Origin of the sequence: Bradyrhizobium sp. CCBAU 051011 (assembly GCF_009930815.1) — a bacterium.
Classification (GTDB): domain Bacteria; phylum Pseudomonadota; class Alphaproteobacteria; order Rhizobiales; family Xanthobacteraceae; genus Bradyrhizobium.
In genome coordinates, this window is sequence record NZ_CP022222.1 from 7,008,616 (window position 1) to 7,028,368 (window position 19,753).

The 19,753-nt window shown below is 61.8% G+C and carries 13 protein-coding genes; 7 read left to right on the forward strand and 6 right to left on the reverse strand.

The genetic code is table 11. The annotated features are described in order from the left end of the window. The first annotated feature begins 64 nt into the window (after window positions 1–64). Window positions 65–1,354, forward strand: a complete 1,290-nt coding sequence (locus tag ACH79_RS33025) for a GGDEF domain-containing protein (RefSeq protein ID WP_161854687.1) — start codon at window positions 65–67, stop codon at window positions 1,352–1,354. Between the two features lie 154 nt (window positions 1,355–1,508). On the opposite strand, the gene mfd is transcribed toward ACH79_RS33025, so the two are convergent. Then, window positions 1,509–5,027 (reverse strand): transcription-repair coupling factor, encoded by a 3,519-nt coding sequence (gene mfd / locus ACH79_RS33030; protein WP_161854688.1) that lies wholly within the window; start codon window positions 5,025–5,027, stop codon window positions 1,509–1,511. After that, on the reverse strand, window positions 5,024–5,314 hold the full coding sequence (locus tag ACH79_RS33035; RefSeq protein WP_161854689.1) for a succinate dehydrogenase assembly factor 2: 291 nt from the start codon (window positions 5,312–5,314) through the stop codon (window positions 5,024–5,026). The genes mfd and ACH79_RS33035 overlap by 4 nt, the downstream gene beginning before the upstream one ends. Before the next feature lie 408 nt (window positions 5,315–5,722). Between ACH79_RS33035 and ACH79_RS33040 the strand changes: the two genes are divergently transcribed. From ACH79_RS33040 to recG, 4 genes are all read left to right on the forward strand, one after another. After that, window positions 5,723–6,916 (forward strand): RNA ligase RtcB family protein, encoded by a 1,194-nt coding sequence (locus tag ACH79_RS33040; RefSeq protein WP_161854690.1) that lies wholly within the window; start codon window positions 5,723–5,725, stop codon window positions 6,914–6,916. Further along, window positions 6,913–7,536 carry a peptide chain release factor H gene (gene prfH, locus ACH79_RS33045; protein WP_161854691.1) on the forward strand — a complete coding sequence of 208 codons (624 nt, stop codon included), beginning with the start codon at window positions 6,913–6,915 and terminating at the stop codon, window positions 7,534–7,536. Before ACH79_RS33040 ends, prfH begins: the two co-directional genes overlap by 4 nt. Before the next feature lie 671 nt (window positions 7,537–8,207). Then, complete coding sequence (locus ACH79_RS33050; RefSeq protein WP_161854692.1) at window positions 8,208–8,483, forward strand: hypothetical protein; 276 nt, start codon at window positions 8,208–8,210, stop codon at window positions 8,481–8,483. A 103-nt stretch (window positions 8,484–8,586) separates the two neighbouring features. Beyond that, window positions 8,587–10,695 carry an ATP-dependent DNA helicase RecG gene (gene recG / locus ACH79_RS33055; RefSeq protein WP_161854693.1) on the forward strand — a complete coding sequence of 703 codons (2,109 nt, stop codon included), beginning with the start codon at window positions 8,587–8,589 and terminating at the stop codon, window positions 10,693–10,695. Here recG and ACH79_RS33060 read toward each other — a convergent pair. From ACH79_RS33060 to ACH79_RS33075, 4 genes are all read right to left on the reverse strand, one after another. Continuing rightward, window positions 10,647–11,630 carry a dihydrodipicolinate synthase family protein gene (locus tag ACH79_RS33060; protein WP_161854694.1) on the reverse strand — a complete coding sequence of 328 codons (984 nt, stop codon included), beginning with the start codon at window positions 11,628–11,630 and terminating at the stop codon, window positions 10,647–10,649. The genes recG and ACH79_RS33060 overlap by 49 nt on opposite strands. Window positions 11,631–11,754: 124 nt before the next feature. Beyond that, window positions 11,755–12,540, reverse strand: coding sequence for a DUF502 domain-containing protein (locus ACH79_RS33065; RefSeq protein WP_161854695.1), 786 nt, complete (start codon window positions 12,538–12,540; stop codon window positions 11,755–11,757). Between the two features lie 247 nt (window positions 12,541–12,787). Continuing rightward, entirely contained in the window at window positions 12,788–14,614 is a 1,827-nt protein-coding gene (glmS, locus tag ACH79_RS33070) for a glutamine--fructose-6-phosphate transaminase (isomerizing) (RefSeq protein WP_161854696.1), read from the reverse strand. 1,109 nt (window positions 14,615–15,723) lie between these two features. Continuing rightward, a complete protein-coding gene (locus tag ACH79_RS33075; RefSeq protein WP_210255649.1) occupies window positions 15,724–16,488 on the reverse strand; it encodes a DUF6236 family protein in 765 nt (254 codons plus the stop codon). An 846-nt stretch (window positions 16,489–17,334) separates the two neighbouring features. Here ACH79_RS33075 and ACH79_RS33080 point away from each other — a divergent pair. Both ACH79_RS33080 and ACH79_RS33085 read left to right on the forward strand, forming a co-directional pair. Next, window positions 17,335–17,829, forward strand: coding sequence for a hypothetical protein (locus ACH79_RS33080; RefSeq protein WP_161854698.1), 495 nt, complete (start codon window positions 17,335–17,337; stop codon window positions 17,827–17,829). Between the two features lie 140 nt (window positions 17,830–17,969). Continuing rightward, a complete protein-coding gene (locus tag ACH79_RS33085) occupies window positions 17,970–18,383 on the forward strand; it encodes a hypothetical protein (protein WP_161854699.1) in 414 nt (137 codons plus the stop codon). Window positions 18,384–19,753 lie beyond the last annotated feature (1,370 nt).

A 19,753-nucleotide genomic window follows, 5' to 3' on the forward strand; every position in this document is an offset into this window, starting at 1 on the left:
GCCGCATTAAGCGGGGCAAACTAGGATCGCGGCTTCCTGTTTCGCGCCTTATCCGAGTCCGCAAATGTCCCAGCAAGGTCCGATCCTCGTCGTATCAAGCGCGAGCCGGCCGTCTTTTGCCGCCACGCTGGATGGCGCAGGGCTGTTTCCCGTGGTCGAGACCGGATGGGCGGACGCGGCGCGCGCGGTCGAGCAGGTCCAGCCGGCCGCCGTGCTGGCCGCGGCATCGCAGACCGACGCTGCCGGACTGACGGAGTTGGCCGCGCGGGTCGCGGCGCGACAGCCTTATCTGCCGTTGATCGCGGTGGACCCGCAGATGGCCTATCCCGACAACGTCATTCCCTTCTTTCAGAGCCAAGTCCTTCAGAGCCAAGTCCTTCAGAGCCAAGTCCTTCAGAACCACGTCCCCCACACCCAACAAGCTGGCTGCGACCGGCTGATGGCCCGCCTGCGGGCCGTGCTGCGCGTGCGGGCGTTGCATGCAACCGTGATGCGCCGGCTGGTGCCGGCAGCGCCGATGACGCTGTCACAGATCGACCCGGCGCGCGATGCTACCGTGCTGCTGATCGGCCGCGGCGGCGCCTATCCCGCGCTGTCGGTCGCGCTTGGCGAGCGCAGCGGCGTGGTCGGCGCGCTCTCGATCGAGGCGGCTGCGAAGCATCTCAACACCAGAGACATCGACGGCATCGTGCTCGGCGAAGGATTCAGCCTGCGGGTCGTCGATGCCTTCCTCACCGTGCTGACGGAGGACTCCCGTTTCCGCAATCTCCCCGTCGTCGTGACCGCAGGCGATCTGGCGCCGGCCTATGATCTGGCGAACCTCGAAATCGTTTCCGGCGATGCGGCCCAGGTGGCAACGACGGTGCTGCCGCTGATCCGCCAGCACGCCTTCGAAGCGCATCTGAGCCGCACGCTGAAGGCAATCGACGCCGACGGCCTGATCGACGCGCGGACCGGTCTGCTCACGGCGGAAGCCTTCGAACGCGACTTTGCCAGCGCCATCTACCAGACCCAGCAGCGCGGCGGCGGATTGTCGGTCGCGCGCTTTGCGTTCGACCCCGATCATCCGCGCGCGCAATTCGATGGCGCGCGGATCATCAGCCGCCTGATGCGGCAAATGGATTTTGGCGCCGCGCAGGACGACGGCTCGGTGGTCGTGGTGTTTGCCGAGGCCGACCTTAAGACGGCCCATGCCGTCGCCCGGCGGCTGTCGAGCGTGATGCGCCATACCAGTCACGGCCAGCGTGACGCACGGTCGGAGCCTTCAGTTACGGTCGCCACGCTGCTGCCGAACGATTCCGCGAAGTCATTGCGGTCACGGCTGCAGGAAGGTGCGCAACGCGCGGCATCTTAGAGCAAGCGCCCGATCTATCCCCGTCATTGCGAGCCAGCGGGTCGGCGCGAAGCGCCGCCCGATGACAGGCTCCGCGAAGCAATCCATCCCTCCGCGCATGAGGACAGATGGATTGCTTCGTCGCTTCTCGCAATGACAGGAAGAGAGCTCCCGCTTACGCCGCCTTCTTGCTTTCCGCGAGATTGGCGAGCTGCCGCAAGATCTCGGTCGTGCCCATCAGCCGCTCTTCCGGCGTCTTCCATGCCTGCAGGAACACCACCTTCATGTCCGGCCGCACTTTCGCGGCCTGGCCGTGCTGGCGGATGAAGGCTACCAGGCGTTCCGGTTGGGCAAAGCTGTTGTCGCGGAACGAGATCACCGCGCCCTTAGGCCCGGCATCGACCTTCTCGACATTGGCTCTGCGGCAATAGGCCTTGATCGCGGCGACCTTGAACAGATAGCGCACCTCATCCGGCAGCACGCCGAAGCGGTCGCGCATCTCCGCGGCGAAATTGTCGATCTCCTCGTCGGTGTCGAGATCGGCCAGCCGCCGGTACAGCGATAGCCGCACCGCAAGGTCGTTGACGTAATCCTCGGGGATCAGCACCGGCATGCCGATGGTGATCTGCGGCGACCAGCGGTCTGCGGCAGGCTCCGCCACGCCGGCCTTGAGGTTGAGGATCGCCTCCTCCAGCATCGATTGATAAAGCTCGAAGCCGACCTCCTTGATGTGGCCGGACTGCTCCTCTCCGAGCAGATTGCCGGCGCCGCGGATATCCAAGTCGTGCGACGCAAGCTGGAAGCCGGCGCCGAGCGTTTCCAGCGACTGCAGCACTTTCAGCCGCCGCTCGGCCTGACCGGTGATCTTCTGCTGCGTCGGCAGCGTGAACAGCGCATATGCTCGCAGTTTCGAGCGCCCTACCCGCCCGCGCAACTGATAGAGCTGCGCCAGGCCGAACATGTCGGCGCGGTGCACGATCAGCGTATTGGCGTTCGGGATGTCTAGGCCGGACTCGATGATGGTGGTCGAGAGCAGGATGTCGTATTTGCCGTCATAGAAGGCCGACATGATGTCCTCGATCACGGTCGGCGGCATCTGGCCGTGCGCGACGGCGACCTTCATCTCGGGCACGTTCTTATCGAGGAAGTCTTTCACGCTGGCGAGATCCTCGATCCGCGGCACGACGTAGAACGCCTGTCCACCGCGGTAGCGTTCGCGGAGCAGCGCTTCGCGGATCATCAGGGGATCGTGCGGGGCCACGAAGGTACGCACCGCGAGGCGGTCTACCGGGGGCGAGGCGATGATCGAGAGGTCGCGCACGCCGGTCAGCGCAAGCTGCAGCGTGCGCGGGATCGGAGTGGCGCTCAGTGTCAGCACATGCACCTGCGCCCGCAACTGCTTCAGCCGCTCCTTGTGGCTGACGCCAAAGTGCTGTTCTTCGTCGACGATCAGCAATCCGAGGTCGCGGAACTTGATCGACTTGCCGAGCAGTGCGTGGGTGCCGACCACGATATCGACATTGCCTTCGGCGAGCCCCTTCTTGGTTTGCGTCAGCTCCTTGGCCGGGATCAGACGCGAGGCCTGCGCGACATTGACTGGAAAGCCTCTGAAGCGTTCGGCAAAATTCTTGCTGTGCTGCCGCGCCAGCAGCGTGGTCGGCACCACGACAGCGACCTGCTTGCCGTCGAGCGCCACGGCAAACGCCGCTCGCAATGCCACCTCGGTCTTGCCAAAACCGACGTCGCCGCAGATCAGCCGGTCCATGGGACGGCCGCTTTCGAGATCCTTAAGCGTGGAGGTGATGGCGCCAAGCTGGTCCTCGGTTTCCTCATAGGGGAAGCGCGCGCAGAATTCGTCATAGACATGCGGCTGCACCGGCATTTTCGGCGCTTCGTGCAACTGGCGTTCCGCGGCAATCTTGATCAGCTCGCCCGCGATCTCGCGGATGCGGTTCTTGAGCTTGGCCTTGCGCGCCTGCCAGCCACCACCACCCAGCCGGTCCAGCTCCACACCGGTCTGCTCGGACCCGTAGCGCGACAGCAGCTCGATATTTTCGACCGGAAGGAACAGCTTCGTTTCCGCGGCATAATGCAGTTCGAGACAGTCATGCGGCGCGCCGCCGACCTCGATCGTCTGCAAACCCACAAAGCGCCCGATGCCGTGCTCGACATGCACCACGAGATCGCCGGTCGAAAGGCTCGTGACTTCCGAGATGAAGTTGTCGAGCTTGCGGCTTGATTTGCGCTGGCGCACCAGGCGGTCGCCGAGGATGTCCTGTTCGGTGATGACCGCGAACTCATCGGTCTCGAAACCGCTCTCCATGCCGACCACCGCCAGCATGGCCTCGTTGCGCGGCGTCGCCTGCACCGTGCGCCAGGTGTTGACGCTGGTGATATTGGCAAGCTTGTGATCTCTGAGCATGCTGGCCATGCGGTCGCGCGAGCCTTCGCTCCACAGCGTGATCACGACCTTTTTGCGCTGCGCCTGCAGGGCCAGCACATGCGCCACCACGGCCTCGAACACGTTGATGGAAGTATCGGCGCGCTCGGGCGTGAAATTGCGGCCCTGCCGCGCGCCGGCGTCGAACACGTCGCTGCTGCCGTCAGGTACGGCAAACGGTGTCAGCCGCGCTAGTGCGGCGTCGTTCAGCCGCGTCGTCCATTCCGTTTCCGTCAGATAGAGCCGGTCCGGCGGCAACGGCTTGTAGATCGCGCCGGACCCTGGATGCTCCAACGCCTCGCGCCTTGCCTCGTAATAGTCCTGGATCTGCTTGAAGCGCTCGCGCGCAGCATCCTCGCTCTGCGGCTCGATCGCAACCGGCGCGCCATCGAGATAGTCGAACAGCGTATCCATCCGTTCCTGGAACAGCGGCAGCCAATGCTCCATGCCGGGATGGCGACGGCCTTCGCTGACGGCCTCATAGAGCGGATCGCCGCGCTCCGGCGCGCCGAAGGTCGCGACATACCCCATGCGGAAGCGGCGGATGGTCTCGGTAACGAGCTGGAATTCGGAGATCGGCACCAGGTCGAGCGCGCGCATGTCGAGCAGCGTGCGCTGGGTTTCCGCATCGAACGTGCGGATCGATTCCAGGCTGTCGCCGAAGAAATCGAACCGCACGGGCTGATCGAGCCCGGCCGGAAACAGATCGAGAATGCCGCCGCGCACCGCGTATTCGCCGGGCTCGCGCACGGTCGAGGAGCGGTTGTAGCCATTGTGCTCCAGCCAGGCGACGATCGAATCCATCGGCACGACATGGCCGGGCGCGACCGACAGCGCCTGCGCCGCCACCACCTCGCGCGCCGGCACGCGCTGCACGATGGCATTGACGGTGGTGAGCACGATCAGCGGCTTGTCGCTGCCCTGCAGGCGCGACAGTCGCGCCAGCGTGGTCAGGCGCTGCGCCAGGACGCCGCCATGCGGCGACACCCGGTCATAGGGCTGGCAGTCCCAGGCCGGAAACTGCATCACCGGCAGATCGGGCGCAAAGAATTCCAGCGCCCGCGCCAGTTGTTGCATGCGCGGGCCGTCGCGGCAGACCACCGCAAGGCTGACCGCCGGCGGTTTCGGCCGGGCCGCCACCGCACGCGCGAGGTCCGAGACGACCAGCCCTTCCGCGCCTTCGGCAACGTTGGCAAAGGTCAGCGCGCGGCCGGGAGCCAGCAGCGTCGCGGGCGATTTGACTGATGCCTTCATGCGTCGTGATCCACGGCGCGAAACGCCTTGATACGCTCGAAAAGCGCGGTCGCATATTCCGGATCGAGCGGCTTGTCGCCGATCAGCGCGGCATAGAGATCGGGATCGGGTACCTCGATCAGGCGCTCAAGTTCGGCCAGTTCGTCATCTCGCATTTCTGATATCTCGGCATCCGCAAAGCGTCCGAGGATCAGATCCATTTCGCGGGTACCGCGATGCCAGCAGCGAAATAAAAGCCGCTTGCGGCGGTCATCCAGGCCACCGCTCGACCGTGTCGTACCCGTCATTTCTCTGTCCCATCCGAACGCCAAAAGCCCGGACGTGCCGGGCGAGGTTGATATAGTCCCCGTACCCGGGATTGTCAGTAGCGTTTCGCCCACAGATCCATGCGAAAGTGGACGTGCACCGCTCGCGAGGCACTTCATTGCGCCCTTGGGTTGCCGCATCGCTGCGGTTTCGCCGCGCGGGGGTTGCAGCTTTTGCATTTCGCCGCTATGTGTCTGCCGCGATCGGTGGCCGATTTTGGCACGATCATCAGGGAGAAGGCTCGATGACGTTGATGTCTCGCCGCCCCGTCGAGGGCATCGCCTAAGAGCGCGTGCGTTAGCCCGCCGCTTGGGAACTCGCGCGCTTAAAGCCAACGATCGTTGCGTTTGCGCGCGTCGACGATTCTCAAATCTCCAGAAAGTCTTTCAATGGGCACTTCTCCCAAAGTGGACGGCTGCGCGCCGATCCACGTCTTCGCCTCGTCCAAGTCCTGGATCGAGGGCAACGCTACGCTGCAACTGCAACAGGTCGCCGGATTGCCCGGCGTCCGCGCGGTCGCCGCGATGCCGGACCTTCATCCCGGCAAATACGGCCCCGTGGGCTGCGCTGTGCTGTCGGATCACATTCATCCGCAACTGGTCGGCTCCGACATCGGCTGCGGCATGGGCCTGTTTGAACTCGATATCGCCGCGCGCAAGCTTCGGCTCGACCAACTGGCCGGGCGCTTGCACGCGCTCGATCAGCCATGGGACGGCGATACGAGCAGCGTTCTGACCGACGCCGGTCTTCGCGCGACCGCCTTCGATGCTTCGCTCGGCAGCATCGGCGGCGGCAACCACTTCTGCGAGATCCAGGCGATCGAGGAAATCCTTGAGCCTGACATCGCCGCGCAGGCCGGGCTCGACCGCGACCATGCCTATGTTCTGATCCATTCCGGTTCGCGCGGCCTCGGCTTCTCGATCCTGGAGCGAGAGATGCGGAACGGCCAGGCGGCGCTTGACCCCGCGAGCGAAGCCGGCAGCGCGTACATGGATGCGCATGATCACGCCGTGCAGTGGGCCAGGCTCAACCGCCGCATCATCGCGGAACGCGCTGCGGCCACTGCGCGTGCGGACCTGCGTCCTGTCAACGATCTGGCGCACAACATGGTCGAGCGTCAGGCCGATGCGGGTGGCAACGTGTTGGCGCTGCATCGAAAGGGCGCAGCGGCTTCCGATCGCGGCCTCGTACCGGTGCCGGGATCGCGCGGCACGCTGTCGTATCTGGTGGAGCCGCTGGCGGCGATGCAGACCGAAGCTCTCGCCTCCCTCGCGCATGGCGCAGGCCGCAAATACGATCGCGCATCCATGCACGGCCGTATCAGGGTCAAGAGGTCCGACGTGGCGCGACTGGAGCGCAATCCCTATGGCGGCATCGTCGTCTGCGGCGATCGTGGCCTGCTCGCGGAGGAGGCGCCCGAGGCCTACAAGAACATCGAACGCGTCATCGAAGACCTCGTCGAGTTTGGCCTGGCGCGGGTGGTGGCGACGCTCCGGCCGCTCGTGACGTTCAAGAAGGCGCAATCCAATGTGGCGAGCAGCGCCGCCCGACGGGAGAAATCCTGGAAGGAGGACCGCCGATGATCCGTCTTCTCTTCACCAGCGGCCGCGGTCCGGCGGAATGCCGGATCGCGGTCCGGAAAGCCGTCGCAACGCTCGCGGCCGAAGCTGCTGCGCTCGGGCTTGAAACCGACTGCGTAGAAGGCCCGAGCCCGGACAGACATGGTCCGGGCTCGGCCATCGTTCTGGTCCACGGCGAGGCCGCGGCCGCGTTCGCGCGGCCGTGGATCGGCGCTATCCAGTGGGTGGCGCAGAGCCCGGTCCGGCCGCATCACAAGCGGAAGAACTGGTTCATCGGCGTGTTCGAGCTTCCGGCGCCGCCGGAAGCTCCGAAGGCGTTCGCAGCGCAGGATGTCCGCTTCGAAGCCTTCCGGGCCGGCGGCCCTGGCGGCCAGCATCAGAACAAGACCGAGAGCGCCGTGCGCGCCACGCACATCGCCAGCGGGCTCTCGGTCGTCGCGCGGGAGGAGCGCTCGCAGCATCGCAACAAGGCGCTGGCCCTGGAGCGGATGGCGGCGCTGCTCCGGCTGCAGGGTGAGCTCGAAGCCATCACCGCCCGGAACGATGCGCATGCAGCGCATGACCGCCTCGAGCGTGGGCGGCCGGTGAAGCGGTTCAAGGGCGACTCCTTCCGGGCATCGTAGTATAGGTTAGTGACAGTGCCGGAGTGCAGTTCCTGGAGAAGTGCAATCGCGCGGTGTAGCAATAGGTCCCGTGGAACGTACGGTTTGTACAATGACGAACGTAGTACAAGTTTACGACTATCGGTTCCCTAACACCGATTTTGCCATATGCGCTTTCAAATGCGCCTCTCGGAGATCGCGCAGTCACTTGGTTTTGAGGTCGAGAGTTGGGAGGATCAGCTGGGTCCAGCTCGCGGAATGCTTCTCAGGCTACCCACGGGACGAGTGGTCTTGTTTCTTGAGCTCCAACACGCGATCGATCACTATCGAGAAATGGGGCCATACGTCCACGTAGACGCCGGTGCGGTTGCGGAGTTCGGCGTTGAGCCTTTGATAAGCGAAGTTTTGACGACTCTCGGTTTATCGGACCAATCAGTTGATTGGCGCGCATCAAGTGATGCAGCAGCAAATTGCTATTGATCTGGTGAAACGAGTAGCGGCTTATAAAGGACTGAAAGACTAAATTGATGCGGACTGGTGCTCGTCGCACGCAAATCATACGGATACTTCTCTGGATAGCTCTCGCCCTGTTCGTCCTCTCACTCTTCTCGCCCTCCGTTTCGGGAGGTAGATTTTTTCGCGAGGATTTCGTGTGCAAGGCGCACCAGTGGACGCGGGGATGGGAGCTTCTCTTGATTGGACCGCTCGGCGTCCTCGATGGGCAGTTCGGATGGATTGCAAATCCGTTGATGCTTTTTGCGGCGCTAGGAAGACTACGCCGAGCCGCAAATCTGAGTTTTGCATTAGCGGCCGTCGCGCTCATCGTCGTCACTGCTTTTTCCTTCACCTCTGTATGGATGGACGGTGGAGGAAACGCGACGGTGTGCGGCTTTGGACCGGGGTACTATCTTTGGCTGGCTTGTTCTGTTCTCGTGTTGATTGCGACGCTGTTGAAACCGGCCAAGTAGGCCGGCGTCGACCGCATCGCCTTGAAAGGCCGTCTCGAAAAAAAGCCGTGGACGTTCCGCCCAAACCCGCGCATGACGGCGCGAAACGGTCTTAGGTTTCGATATGCGCCCCACCCTGCTCAATCCGCTGTTTGCGCCGGTCACGAGCCTTCCAGGCGTCGGGCCGAAGCAGGACAAGTTGCTGCGGTATCTGCTCGACCGCGATGAGACGCCGCGGCTGGTCGATCTCTTGCTGCACCTGCCGGCGAGCGTGATCGACCGCCGGGCGCGGCCCAAGATCCGCGAGGCGGCGCAGGGAACCGTGGTGACGCTGGAAGTCACCGTCGACCGCCACCGGCCACCTCCGCCGCGCAATGCCCGCGCGCCCTATCTCGTCTATGCCTCTGACGATACCGGCGACGTGGTGCTGACGTTCTTCCGCGCCAAGCCTGGTTATGTCGAAAAGCTGCTGCCGGTCGGCGAGAAGCGCTACGTATCGGGCACGCTGCAGATGTATGACGGCATTCCGCAGATCGTGCATCCCGACCGCGTGGTGGATGAAGCGACGTTTTCAAAATTGTCCGGCATCGACCCGGTTTATCCGCTGACCGAGGGCCTCGCGCTGGGATCGCTACGCCGCGCGATCGCGCAGGCGCTGCAGAAGCTGCCGGAATTGCCGGAATGGATCAGTCCGGAGGTGATCCGCCGCTGCAGCTTTCCGCCGATCCGGGAAGCGCTGAACCGCGTGCATGTTCCGGTCGAACTCACGGACATTTTGCCTGATGGCCCGTTCTGGTCACGGCTCGCTTTCGACGAACTCTTGGCCGGTCAATTGGCGCTGGCGCTGGTGCGTGCGCAACTCCGGCGTCCGGCCGGCGACCGCAACGCCGGCGACGGCCATCTGCGCCACAAGATCATCGACGCGTTGCCCTATGCGCTGACGTCGTCACAGCGCGAGGCGGTCGCGGCCATCACCGCGGATTTGCTGCAGCCGGTGCGGATGTTGCGGCTGCTGCAGGGCGATGTCGGGTCCGGCAAGACGGTCGTGGCGCTGTTGGCAGCCGCTGCTGTGACTGAAGCCGGCAAGCAGGCTGCGCTGATGGCGCCGACCGAAATCCTCGCCCGCCAGCACATCAAGACCATAGCGCCGCTGGCCGAACGCGCCGGCCTGCGGGTTGCCATCCTGACCGGCCGCGAGAAGGGCAAGGAGCGGCGCGAGATTCTGGCGCGACTCGAAGCCGGCGAAATCGACTTTTTGGTTGGCACGCATGCGCTGATCCAGGACGACGTGATCTTCAAGGCGCTGGCGCTGGCAGTGGTCGACGAACAGCATCGCTTTGGCGTGCGCGAACGGCTCGCGCTGACCAACAAGGGCGAGGCTGTCGACGTGCTGGTCTTGAGCGCGACGCCGATCCCGCGCACGCTGGTGCTCACCTATTTCGGCGACATGGACGTCTCCGAACTGCGCGAGAAGCCGGCCGGCCGGCAGCCGATCGACACCCGTGCGGTCCCGGCCAGCCGGCTCGACGAGGTCGTTGACGCCGTCGGCCGTGCGCTGAAATCAGGCACGCTGGTCTACTGGATCTGTCCGCTGGTCGAGGAATCCGAGGCTGAAGGTACCGAGCATCTCACCAACGCGACGGAGCGGTTTGAGAAACTGCAGCAACGCTTCGGCGACAAGGTCGGTCTCGTCCACGGCCAGATGAAGGGCGCGGAGAAAGACCGCGTGATGGCGCAATTCGCCGCGCACGAGATCGGGCTCCTGGTGGCGACCACGGTGGTCGAGGTCGGCGTCGACGTCCCGGCCGCGACCATCATGGTGATCGAGAACGCCGAGCGCTTCGGCTTGGCGCAATTGCACCAGTTGCGCGGCCGGATCGGGCGCGGCTCGGAGGCGTCTACCTGCCTCCTGCTCTACAAGGAGCCGCTCGGCGAAATGTCGAAGGCGCGGCTGAAGGTGATCCGCGAGACCACCGACGGTTTTCGGATCGCCGAGGAGGATCTGAAGCTGCGCGGCGAAGGCGACGTGCTCGGCATCCGCCAGAGCGGCCTGCCCGGCTACCGCATCGCCCGCTCAGATGTGCACGCCCAACTCATTACGCAAGCCCGCGACGAGGCGCTGCGGATCATGAAGGACAATCCGAAGCTCAGGGGTGAGCGCGGCGAGGCGCTGCGCTGCCTGCTTTACCTGTATGAACGCGACGAAGCCGTGCCGCTGATCGGCGCGGGATGACGCGCCGCGACGTCGGCAATGCGGCGCCGGTAGTGCTCGGTGCCCTCGACGATTTTGTCGATCAGCGCCTCCAGCGCCCAGAATTTTTCGTGGATATCGAAGGTGACGGCGCGGCTGTCGGTGCAGGCGAACGTGCCGAGGCGCTGGTGATAGAGCTTTGCGAGCTTCGGATAGCCCATCGGTTCGGCCATCGCTGATAGCGCGAGATAGACCGAGAGTTCATCCGCCAGCTCCGGATGGCTGATGTGCTCGGTCATCAGCCACTGGTAGAGATCGGGATGAAAATTCGTGAACACGCCGGTGAAGCCGCGCGAGCCGGCCTTCATCGCGTCAAAGGCAATCGCCGCATTGGCGTTGACGATGGCAAGCGGCGTATCCCTGGTCAGCGCCACCCGACGCTTGACCGTTTCGAGGTCGCAGGAGACATCCTTGAGGATAACGAAGCGGCCACTTTTAGCGCAGAATTTCAGTTCGTCGTCGCTGAGCAGACGGCGATAGGGCGCCGGGCACTCGTAGAGTCCAAGCGGAAGCTGCTTCGGCAGCCGGTCGAGCAGCCAGGTCAGGTCGTCGATGAACTTGCTGCCACCTTCCCGCTTGGCGTCGAGGCGGTTGGTGACGAGCACCATGCCGTCGACGCCGGTTGCGGCAATCGCGGTCAGCTCGGCAAGCTGGTCATCCAGGCTTTCGCTGATGTGGCCGGAAGCGATCACCGGCACGCGGCCTGCGGCGGCCTTCTTGGCGAAAGCGGCGAGCTCGACGCGTTCGTCGAGCGTGAGAAACTGCATCTCGCTGGACTGGCAGACCGCAAACAGCGCGTCCGAGCCATTGTCGATGTACCATTCCACCAGCCGGCCAAGGCCGGGATAGTCGATCGCGCCGTTCGCGGTGAACGGCGTGATCATCACGGGAATGATGCCTTCGATCTTCTGCGTCATAAGTTCAGCCTATCTATCCGTCATTGCGAGCGCAGCGAAGCAATCCATTCTTTCTTGATGCGCGAGATGGATTGCTTCGCTTCGCTCGCAATGACGGCGGAGGGAGCGTCGCAGGTGCCGCGCCCTACTCCACCTTCACCTTTGCCGGAGCCGGCTGCAGCGCGGCGGCGGAATTCGCCACGCGCGCGGCGTTCGCCATGCCGGCCAGCGCGGCGTTGCGCTTCTGTGGATCGGAGCCGGGCTGCACCACGCCCGCCGACATGATCAGGGTCGCGGCGTCCTCGGTGCTCATGTCGACTTCGATGATCTTGCTCTTCGGCACGTAGAAGAAGAAACCGGTGGTTGGGTTCGGCGCGCAGGGCAGGAACACCGAGATATGCTCCTCCTGGCCGGGAAGCTGGCTGGCGATGTTCACGCTCGGCGACTGCGAGATCAGAACGATCGACCACATGCCGGGCGAGGGAAATTCGACCAGGCCGACCTTGCGAAAGCTCGAGCCCTTGCCCGAGAACAGCGTCTCGAATACCTGCTTCAGGCCGCGATAGATCGCGCGCACCACAGGCATGCGGCCGAGCAGCCGTTCGCCGAGATCGACCAGCGTCCGTCCGATCAAATTGGCGGTGAGGAAGCCCAGCAGCGTCAGGGCGACCACGGCGACGATCAGCCCCGAGCCGGGCAGTCCGAACGGCAGGTAGGTTTCCGGCCGGTAGGCCGTCGGCACGAACGGACGGACGATGCTGTCCACCCAGTTCACGAACCACCAGGTCAAATAGAGGGTAATGGCGACCGGGCCTGCGACAATCAGTCCGGTCAGAAAGTAGTTCCGAAAACGGGCCACTAGCCCGGCGTGATGGCCTTCCGGCACGGGTTCGTCCGGGGGCGCGGTCGGGGGCAGTTCTTCGCGGTTCATCGTGGTTCCAGGTCGGAGCAGCCGGACTCGATATTCGGGCGCGATCGGACGCAAAACCGGGGTCCACTTTTGCTGATCGCGCCTATCCCAGCTAAGCCATCCTAGCAGGTTTTTGAAGCCCCGGCATGACAGCCGAGGGACTTGACTAGAGCCTTTTCCGTTTCGATTGAATCGAAACGGGGCTCTAGATTCCTTATTTTGACGCGTTTTCTTAACGCGAACCGGGTCCACTTCGCTGGAAAACGCTCTATTCGACCGTTACCGATTTGGCGAGATTCCGCGGCTGATCCACGTCCGTGCCCATCACCACGGCGGTATGATAGGCCAGCAGCTGCACCGGGATGGCATAGACCATCGGGGTGAACGTCGCCGCCATGTCCGGGAGCACGATGGTAACAAGCGATTCGATGGTGGCTTCCGCCGCCCCCTTGGCATCGGTCATCAGGATGATGTTGCCGCCGCGGGCCGCGACTTCCTGCATGTTGGAGACGGTCTTCTCGAACACCCGGTCATGCGGCGCGATCACCACGACCGGCATGGTTTCGTCGATCAGCGCGATCGGCCCATGCTTGAGTTCGCCGGCGGCATAGCCCTCGGCGTGGATGTAGGAGATTTCCTTGAGCTTCAGCGCACCTTCCAGCGCCAGCGGATAGCTGGTGCCGCGGCCGAGATAGAGCACGTCCTTTGATTTCGAGATGTCGCGCGCCAGCTTCTCGATCTGCGGTTCGATGGTCAGCGCCGCCGCCATCAGGCGCGGAATCTCGACCAGGCCATGGACGAGCTTGGTCTCGTCCTCGTCGGACAATTCGCCGCGTGCCTTGCCGGCAGCGACCGCGAGCGCGGCCAGCACCATCAACTGGCAGGTGAAGGCCTTGGTCGAAGCGACGCCGATTTCGGGACCGGCCAGCGTCTGCAGCACGGTTTCGCTTTCGCGCGCGATCGTCGAGGTCGGCACGTTCACCACCGACAGGGTGTGAACGCCCTGCGCCTTGGCGTAGCGCAGCGCGGCCAGCGTGTCGGCGGTCTCGCCGGACTGTGAAATGAAGATCGCGAGATCGCCTTTGCGCAAGGGTGCCTCGCGGTAGCGGAATTCGGATGCGATATCGATTTCGACCGGCACCCGCGCCAGCCGCTCGAACCAGTATTTGGCGACGTAGCCGGCAAGGTTCGCGGTACCGCAGGCCGTGATCGAAATGCGCTGGATATCCTTGAAGTCGAACGGCAGCTTGACCGGCAACATCACGCGCTCGCTCGCCATGTCGATGTATCTGGCGAGGGTGTGTCCGACCACTTCCGGCTGCTCGTGGATTTCCTTGGCCATGAAGTGGCGGTAGTTCGCCTTGTCGACCAGCGAGGTCGAGGCGCTGTGCTTGACCGCGTCGCGGTGCACGATCGCATTGTTCTTGTCGTAGATGGTCGCGCCCTTGCGGGTCAGCACCACCCAGTCGCCGTCTTCGAGATAGCTGATCATGTCGGTGAACGGACCGAGCGCGATCGCATCCGAACCCAGATACATTTCACCGTCGCCATGACCTATCGCCAGCGGCGGGCCGTTGCGGGCGCCGATCATCAGGTCGTCGTCGCCGGCGAAGATGAAGCCGAGCGCGAACGCGCCACGCAATTCCGACAGCGCCGCCCTCACCGCCTCGACCGGCTTGATGCCCTGCTGCAGCAGGCTGTCGACCAGGTGCAAAACGATCTCGGTATCGGTTTCGGTCTTGAAGACCGTCCCCTTCTTCTCGAGCGCCTCGCGCAGCTCGCGAAAGTTCTCGATGATGCCGTTGTGAACCACAGCGACGCGTTCGGTCGCATGCGGATGCGCGTTGTTCTCAGTCGGCTTGCCGTGCGTTGCCCAGCGGGTATGCCCGATGCCGGTATGGCCCTTCAGCGGTTCTGCATCCAGCCGCTTTTCGAGGTTCTTCAGCTTGCCTTCGGCGCGGCGGCGTTCGAGGTGATCGCCTTCCAGCGTGGCGACACCAGCGGAGTCATAGCCGCGATATTCAAGCCGCTTGAGTGAATCTACCAGAAGCTCCGCGACCGGAGCTTTTCCAAGAATGCCGACAATGCCGCACATGCGGTTCAATTTCCCCAAATCGACGAATAGCGTCGCAACCCGCGACTGTCTTAACGAAATTCGCTGTCTTACAGATACTCAATAATTATTGCGGATTGAGACAGCCTTAAGTGAAAAGCTTAATGGGTAGCCAAACCGGGTATTAACCTGTCACAGCCGGCTAGTCGTGCGGAATATGCGTCCGCGATCTCGCGGCATGACCTGCCCGAGCTTTGGCCTTGGTTCCCTCCGAAAGAGAGGGAGCAGGGAATGCCGGGTGCGCGCTGCACCCGCGGTCTCGCGTGCAATGGGTAGAAGGAAACGCACACGAGCATACAGGTTCAGCGGAGGCAATCCGGCATTCCCTGCGCAATGGCTTTACGGCTTATAACGCGCTCTTCCCGGCGACGAATTCCTTTTTGTCACCGTCACCAGCGGATTGAGATTTGTCTAAGCCCGGTCGGGCCGACGCGTCTCCGCTGGCTTGACATCAGCCACGGATGCCAGAACCACGCGACTTCGCCGTACGCAGCGCCCTCACCCTTCACTCCGATCGGCGAATGCCGGTGCGAAGTTCTGGCGAGAGCCTTGAAACGCCGGTCGTCTGCGCTGGCGTAAGATCACTCACGGGAGAACCCGCCCTGCGACCACGATCGCGCCCGACGCCGCTGCGTCCACCGCATCCAACCCCGCGTCCGTGACGATCGCGATACGCCCCTCTTGCCGGGGTGGATGGCCGAAGTGATAGCGGTGATTTGGGCGAGGATGGAAGCAGAATATTTTTTCGGTTACGGCTGGACGGGTAGCATCAGGTTGATCTGGTTGGACAAATTCGCTTGGGCGCGCGGGGCAAGTCGCTCAGCGAGAAAGACAGAATTAAATGCACTGTCACCGTAATGGGAGGGATGACTTTTACGGTTTCAACCGCAGCGATGTACGGTTTTATAGGCGCCAGACGCGCGAGATAGCTAGAGCGCGCTCGGGCATGTGAATTCAAAAGAGCTCTTTGTGAAAGCTGGAAACGTATCGATACGGGTTGGTCCTGTCTCTCAGACCTCGCCAGCCCCAATCGGGTGTGATTTTCAAGGAAGTTGCTGACGCTGATGCCGCAGACCCTACAAGCGCTGCCGTCAGCGCCGCTGTTGTGCCAAGTGCTGTTGCGCCACATAAGCGGCAAGCCCATCTCTCACGATCGCGAATGGCTTCAGATCAAATGAGGTCTTCAAGCTCGAAAGTCGAACAGGGAACTGCCATTCCGAGCATACCCGGATAGCAGCTGAGCACCCCTCATCTATGCGAAGTAGGGCTTCTTCGAGTGTTGCCTTAGGATCCTCGCTCGCATTTACTTCTGACACAAGCCGGTCGATCTCATTTCTCAGGGCTTGCAGCTCGTCATAGCGCTTTAGGCGAAACTCAAGGATCTCGTTTAGGGGGACTTCTTTATCCGGCACAGGAACCGCGCGATAGAGTTCGAGCGCTAGGCCCCCTTTGTCTGTAAGGGTTCCATCTTTTACAAGTAAGGAGTTCTCGCCTTGAGCAATTGCCCAGGTGCCTGGATTCTTTTCGTCTAAATCTCGAAGAGCCTGAGCTTGGGCAAGAATTAAGACTTCGACTCCAAATGAACCACTTAGGAAGACATTCGGTAGCTCGAGGACTTTGGCCGCTGACAAGAAGTCAACGTCGGGGCCACTCCCACCAACGTGAATTGCATTGTTCGTTGGCCACGCCAGTTTGTCGAAGTAGATCAGTGAGCTTCGAAGTTCTTGAGCATCCAACGAGGTAGATTTGATCGAGAGCCGAGTGCCTTCGATCTGCATGGGACAGCTGACGATGAGTCCACGCTTTGGCTTCCCATATGAGGGATCCTTGCCTGCGCGCCGTTTTGCCTCGCCCACTCACATTCTCCGAAAAATCATCGAGTTTCGCACGCAATCGTCAAAGCTCTCGACCTATCGTCGACAATAAGATTGATATTCTGATACCCGCCGATTCGAAATCACTTTGAGCGGATCGCAGCCGCCGAAACTCCGACGAACAATCGTCGTCGCCTTTGCTCGTGCTGAGGCAACGCGTGTAACGCTTCAGTAGAGTTTCGATCTCGCTGATGGCCAAGTTATATGATGATATGGCGTGGCTGCAGTCGGCCTTTGCTGGACCTGTGCAGATGCAAATCGCAAAGATCAGTGCAGCCGTCGACGTTGTCAGCTTACGCATTAATGCTTCCCCGGACCCGTCCTTATCCAACCGCAACCGGAGGGCGAGGGCAAGGGGGCGTTAGCGCTCCTGCTGGAGCCCTACAGCCGGGCTAGTGCCAAGCGGCGTCGGATTTACTTTGTCCAAGCCCAGTCGGGCCGACGCGTTTCCGCTGGCTTGACATCAGCCACGGATGCCAGGACCACACGACTTGATGTCTAGCCGTTTTTCCTGCCTGTTGAGAACGGCGGAAGTACCAGAAAATAAAGGCATTCTTCGATTTCTGCTGGACGAATGGAAGACCCGCCCGAACGCGCCGGGCCGATAGGCCCTAGTTTTCACACCCTGCTGCGCTGGCGCGGCCTGCGCCCGGCTGCAGCCGCGCTGTGCGGCCTTCCTACGGCCTCGACGCAATTCCTGACCGCGCTGCCGCCTGTTGTCGGTTCGGTCCCGTGCTGCGCCCGCGGGACTGTGGGTCCGCGCGGAAACAACCTGCATCCGCGCCGACGACAAGATACCCTTGTCGTCGGGGAACGTGGGGGACGGCAATGAAACCGGGACTGTGGCTGCTCTTAGGACTCGTGATCGGTAGTATTGCGGGCTGGTATGCGCGGGGGCTTACCGTGCCGGACGTTCGCGCCAGCACAAACTTCCGCTTCAATGACAAACTGACCGACCCGCAGCTACCGTATCTCAGCGCGAAGGGTAGCTGGCGAGGCGCAAACTTGGCCAACAAAGTCAACACGGTCGATATTATCTGCGATGCCTCCGAGAGAAACTGCGATCTCTACCAAGCCGACGTGATGTCGCTGAGCGACCAACCTTGGCTATCCTCGTATAGCAAGTCGTTCCGCATCACGAAGCTCGATGCCCAGAGCGTGGTTGCCGAGGCGTTACCCGACGTGTGCGTGCGCCAAACGCTGACGTTCGACCGAATAGCGAAGGCAGTGACCATGGTGCGCACCAAGATCAACCGCGAAGATGCCTGCTCCATCGTGCAGGACGCACCGGTAACACTCTATCTCGGAGAGCCGCTGCGTTGACGCCGCGCGCCGATGCGCGCTCGTGCCTTCACGCGACGCACGGAGCACGAGCGCGCGCCGGGGCTAAGCCGCTATGGCGCTATGGACAACCGGTGCATCGTTCAGCCATTCTTTGATCCGGGAAATTTGGGGGCGAGCCTATGAACCGGGCAGGATCAGTTGTCGCTCTGAGCGTGTTTCTGATGATTAACCTATCCAGCGATGGCGTCGGTCAAAACAATCCGGCCTTGCGCCTTCAGTGTGATTGGTTATCCACCTTGGATGTCGCAACGATGAGAACGAGCCCAACGTCGGGATCAAAGTTGATCTCGGTGGAAGTACTGCAAGGTCGGGCGGGCCGTCTCAAGAAAGAGGGTTTGGGGGCTGAATTTGCGGCCGTCGTAACCGACGAGCAAATCGAAGCAGAAACCGAGTATCAAATGGGAGCCTTGCGGCATCGCGAGCGCATTACGATCAACCGCTACACGGGCAAGATTGACAATTTCATTGTTATCGGGAAGGCCGAGCTAGTTCACCATGGACTTTGCAAACAACTGCCCGGTCGGATGTTCTGACCTCCCGCCGTTTCCCTGAAGTGCCACGACTAAAACGACCGTCTCGCGCCAGTCTCTGGCATGCTCCGCGTGCCGCATCCACGATGACCGTGGGTCCTACTGATAGGGAATTACGGTGACAGTGCGTTACGGTGACAGTGCACTTAATCTGGCGCTGGCGAAGTGCAATTGAGTGCACTGTCACCGTAATTCGGAGAAAGACCGAGTGGAACCGTGCGTGCTTTTGGGGCGGTCGTAGATTCCCACTCAGCCTTCAGCGCCCACCGTAACTATTCGGTCCCCAATAACTGCATGTGGCCGATAATCCGAAGGTGCTGCTGCTGCAGCTCCTATTTATTCCTCGTGGCGTACCGTCTCGATTGTAAAACTCGTGCCGGCCGTTGGGGTAAACCACCTCCGTGGATCCATCCGAATGACGTGTAGTAGTTTTGGATGCCCTCCCAACAGCTGACCTAGTTTGTTGCGCTTCAACTTCGCTGATTGTGAAAACCGTCAAGGTAGCAACAGCTAGCATCAAGCGCATTCCACCCTCCATGAATAATTGCACACGAAAATTGCGGGCTGGCCGACTACTTCTTTGTCTTGACGCTCCGATCGTCCGGCCTCTGCTCCTGCTTCACGATCTCCTTGTGCGACATACTGGAGCCTTCCGTGCGTCCCCCACCTGAGGAATGAATAACTTGGGTATCTCGCGATTTCGTATCAATTGTTGTGGTTGATCCATCGCCACGTTGGATTGTTGTTGTTTGAGCTACAGCCGACGCATGAAGTGCGCCCAGAAGAGCCAGTACTATTATCGGAAATCTGAATGACATCGATCGCTCCCTATAGCGAGCTATTTCACGATTTTTGTTGACTTAACGGGCCGATATCCCTGCCGCGGTTCAGGTCTACCATCCGCAAATTCGCACTTAATTAGCACGCATCGAGCGTCCACATTTTCGGGCCAATATCGGAGACGACCTTCATCACCAGGGGCAAGGGTTACGCTCGGATAATCTCCTTGGGGCGGCTGCGTTACATACGTCACACGCACCGTTCTGTTGGGATAGTTGTTCTTAGTCACGCACACTTTGTACCCGCCAGTATGCCACCAACGATCAGATGTGTATGAAAAGCGGCACGCTTCGGCCTCCGTGGAAGAGGCGAGACCAAGGACAAATGTTCCTATCGCATATATGGATCTATTCATAATTTACCCCGCGGATCTATAACAACCATAAGTTAATACCACTTGCAGAAGTTGGGCAAGCCAGCCGCCGGATGAGCTTAGAGATACCATTTGGAATTACGGTGACAGTGCACTTAAATGCGTAATGCGAGCAACCTTCGACCGGATCAAGCGCACTGGACTGCACCCCTGAATGAGA

Coding starts and splice junctions, on each gene's coding strand:
- ACH79_RS33035 (WP_161854689.1), bottom strand. CDS start 5,314: ATGACGGGTACGACACGGTCGAGCGGTGGCCTGGATGACCGCCGCAAG.
- recG (WP_161854693.1), top strand. CDS start 8,587: ATGCGCCCCACCCTGCTCAATCCGCTGTTTGCGCCGGTCACGAGCCTT.
- ACH79_RS33085 (WP_161854699.1), top strand. CDS start 17,970: ATGAACCGGGCAGGATCAGTTGTCGCTCTGAGCGTGTTTCTGATGATT.
- mfd (WP_161854688.1), bottom strand. CDS start 5,027: ATGAAGGCATCAGTCAAATCGCCCGCGACGCTGCTGGCTCCCGGCCGC.
- prfH (WP_161854691.1), top strand. CDS start 6,913: ATGATCCGTCTTCTCTTCACCAGCGGCCGCGGTCCGGCGGAATGCCGG.
- ACH79_RS33060 (WP_161854694.1), bottom strand. CDS start 11,630: ATGACGCAGAAGATCGAAGGCATCATTCCCGTGATGATCACGCCGTTC.
- ACH79_RS33065 (WP_161854695.1), bottom strand. CDS start 12,540: ATGAACCGCGAAGAACTGCCCCCGACCGCGCCCCCGGACGAACCCGTG.
- ACH79_RS33025 (WP_161854687.1), top strand. CDS start 65: ATGTCCCAGCAAGGTCCGATCCTCGTCGTATCAAGCGCGAGCCGGCCG.
- ACH79_RS33080 (WP_161854698.1), top strand. CDS start 17,335: ATGAAACCGGGACTGTGGCTGCTCTTAGGACTCGTGATCGGTAGTATT.
- glmS (WP_161854696.1), bottom strand. CDS start 14,614: ATGTGCGGCATTGTCGGCATTCTTGGAAAAGCTCCGGTCGCGGAGCTT.
- ACH79_RS33040 (WP_161854690.1), top strand. CDS start 5,723: ATGGGCACTTCTCCCAAAGTGGACGGCTGCGCGCCGATCCACGTCTTC.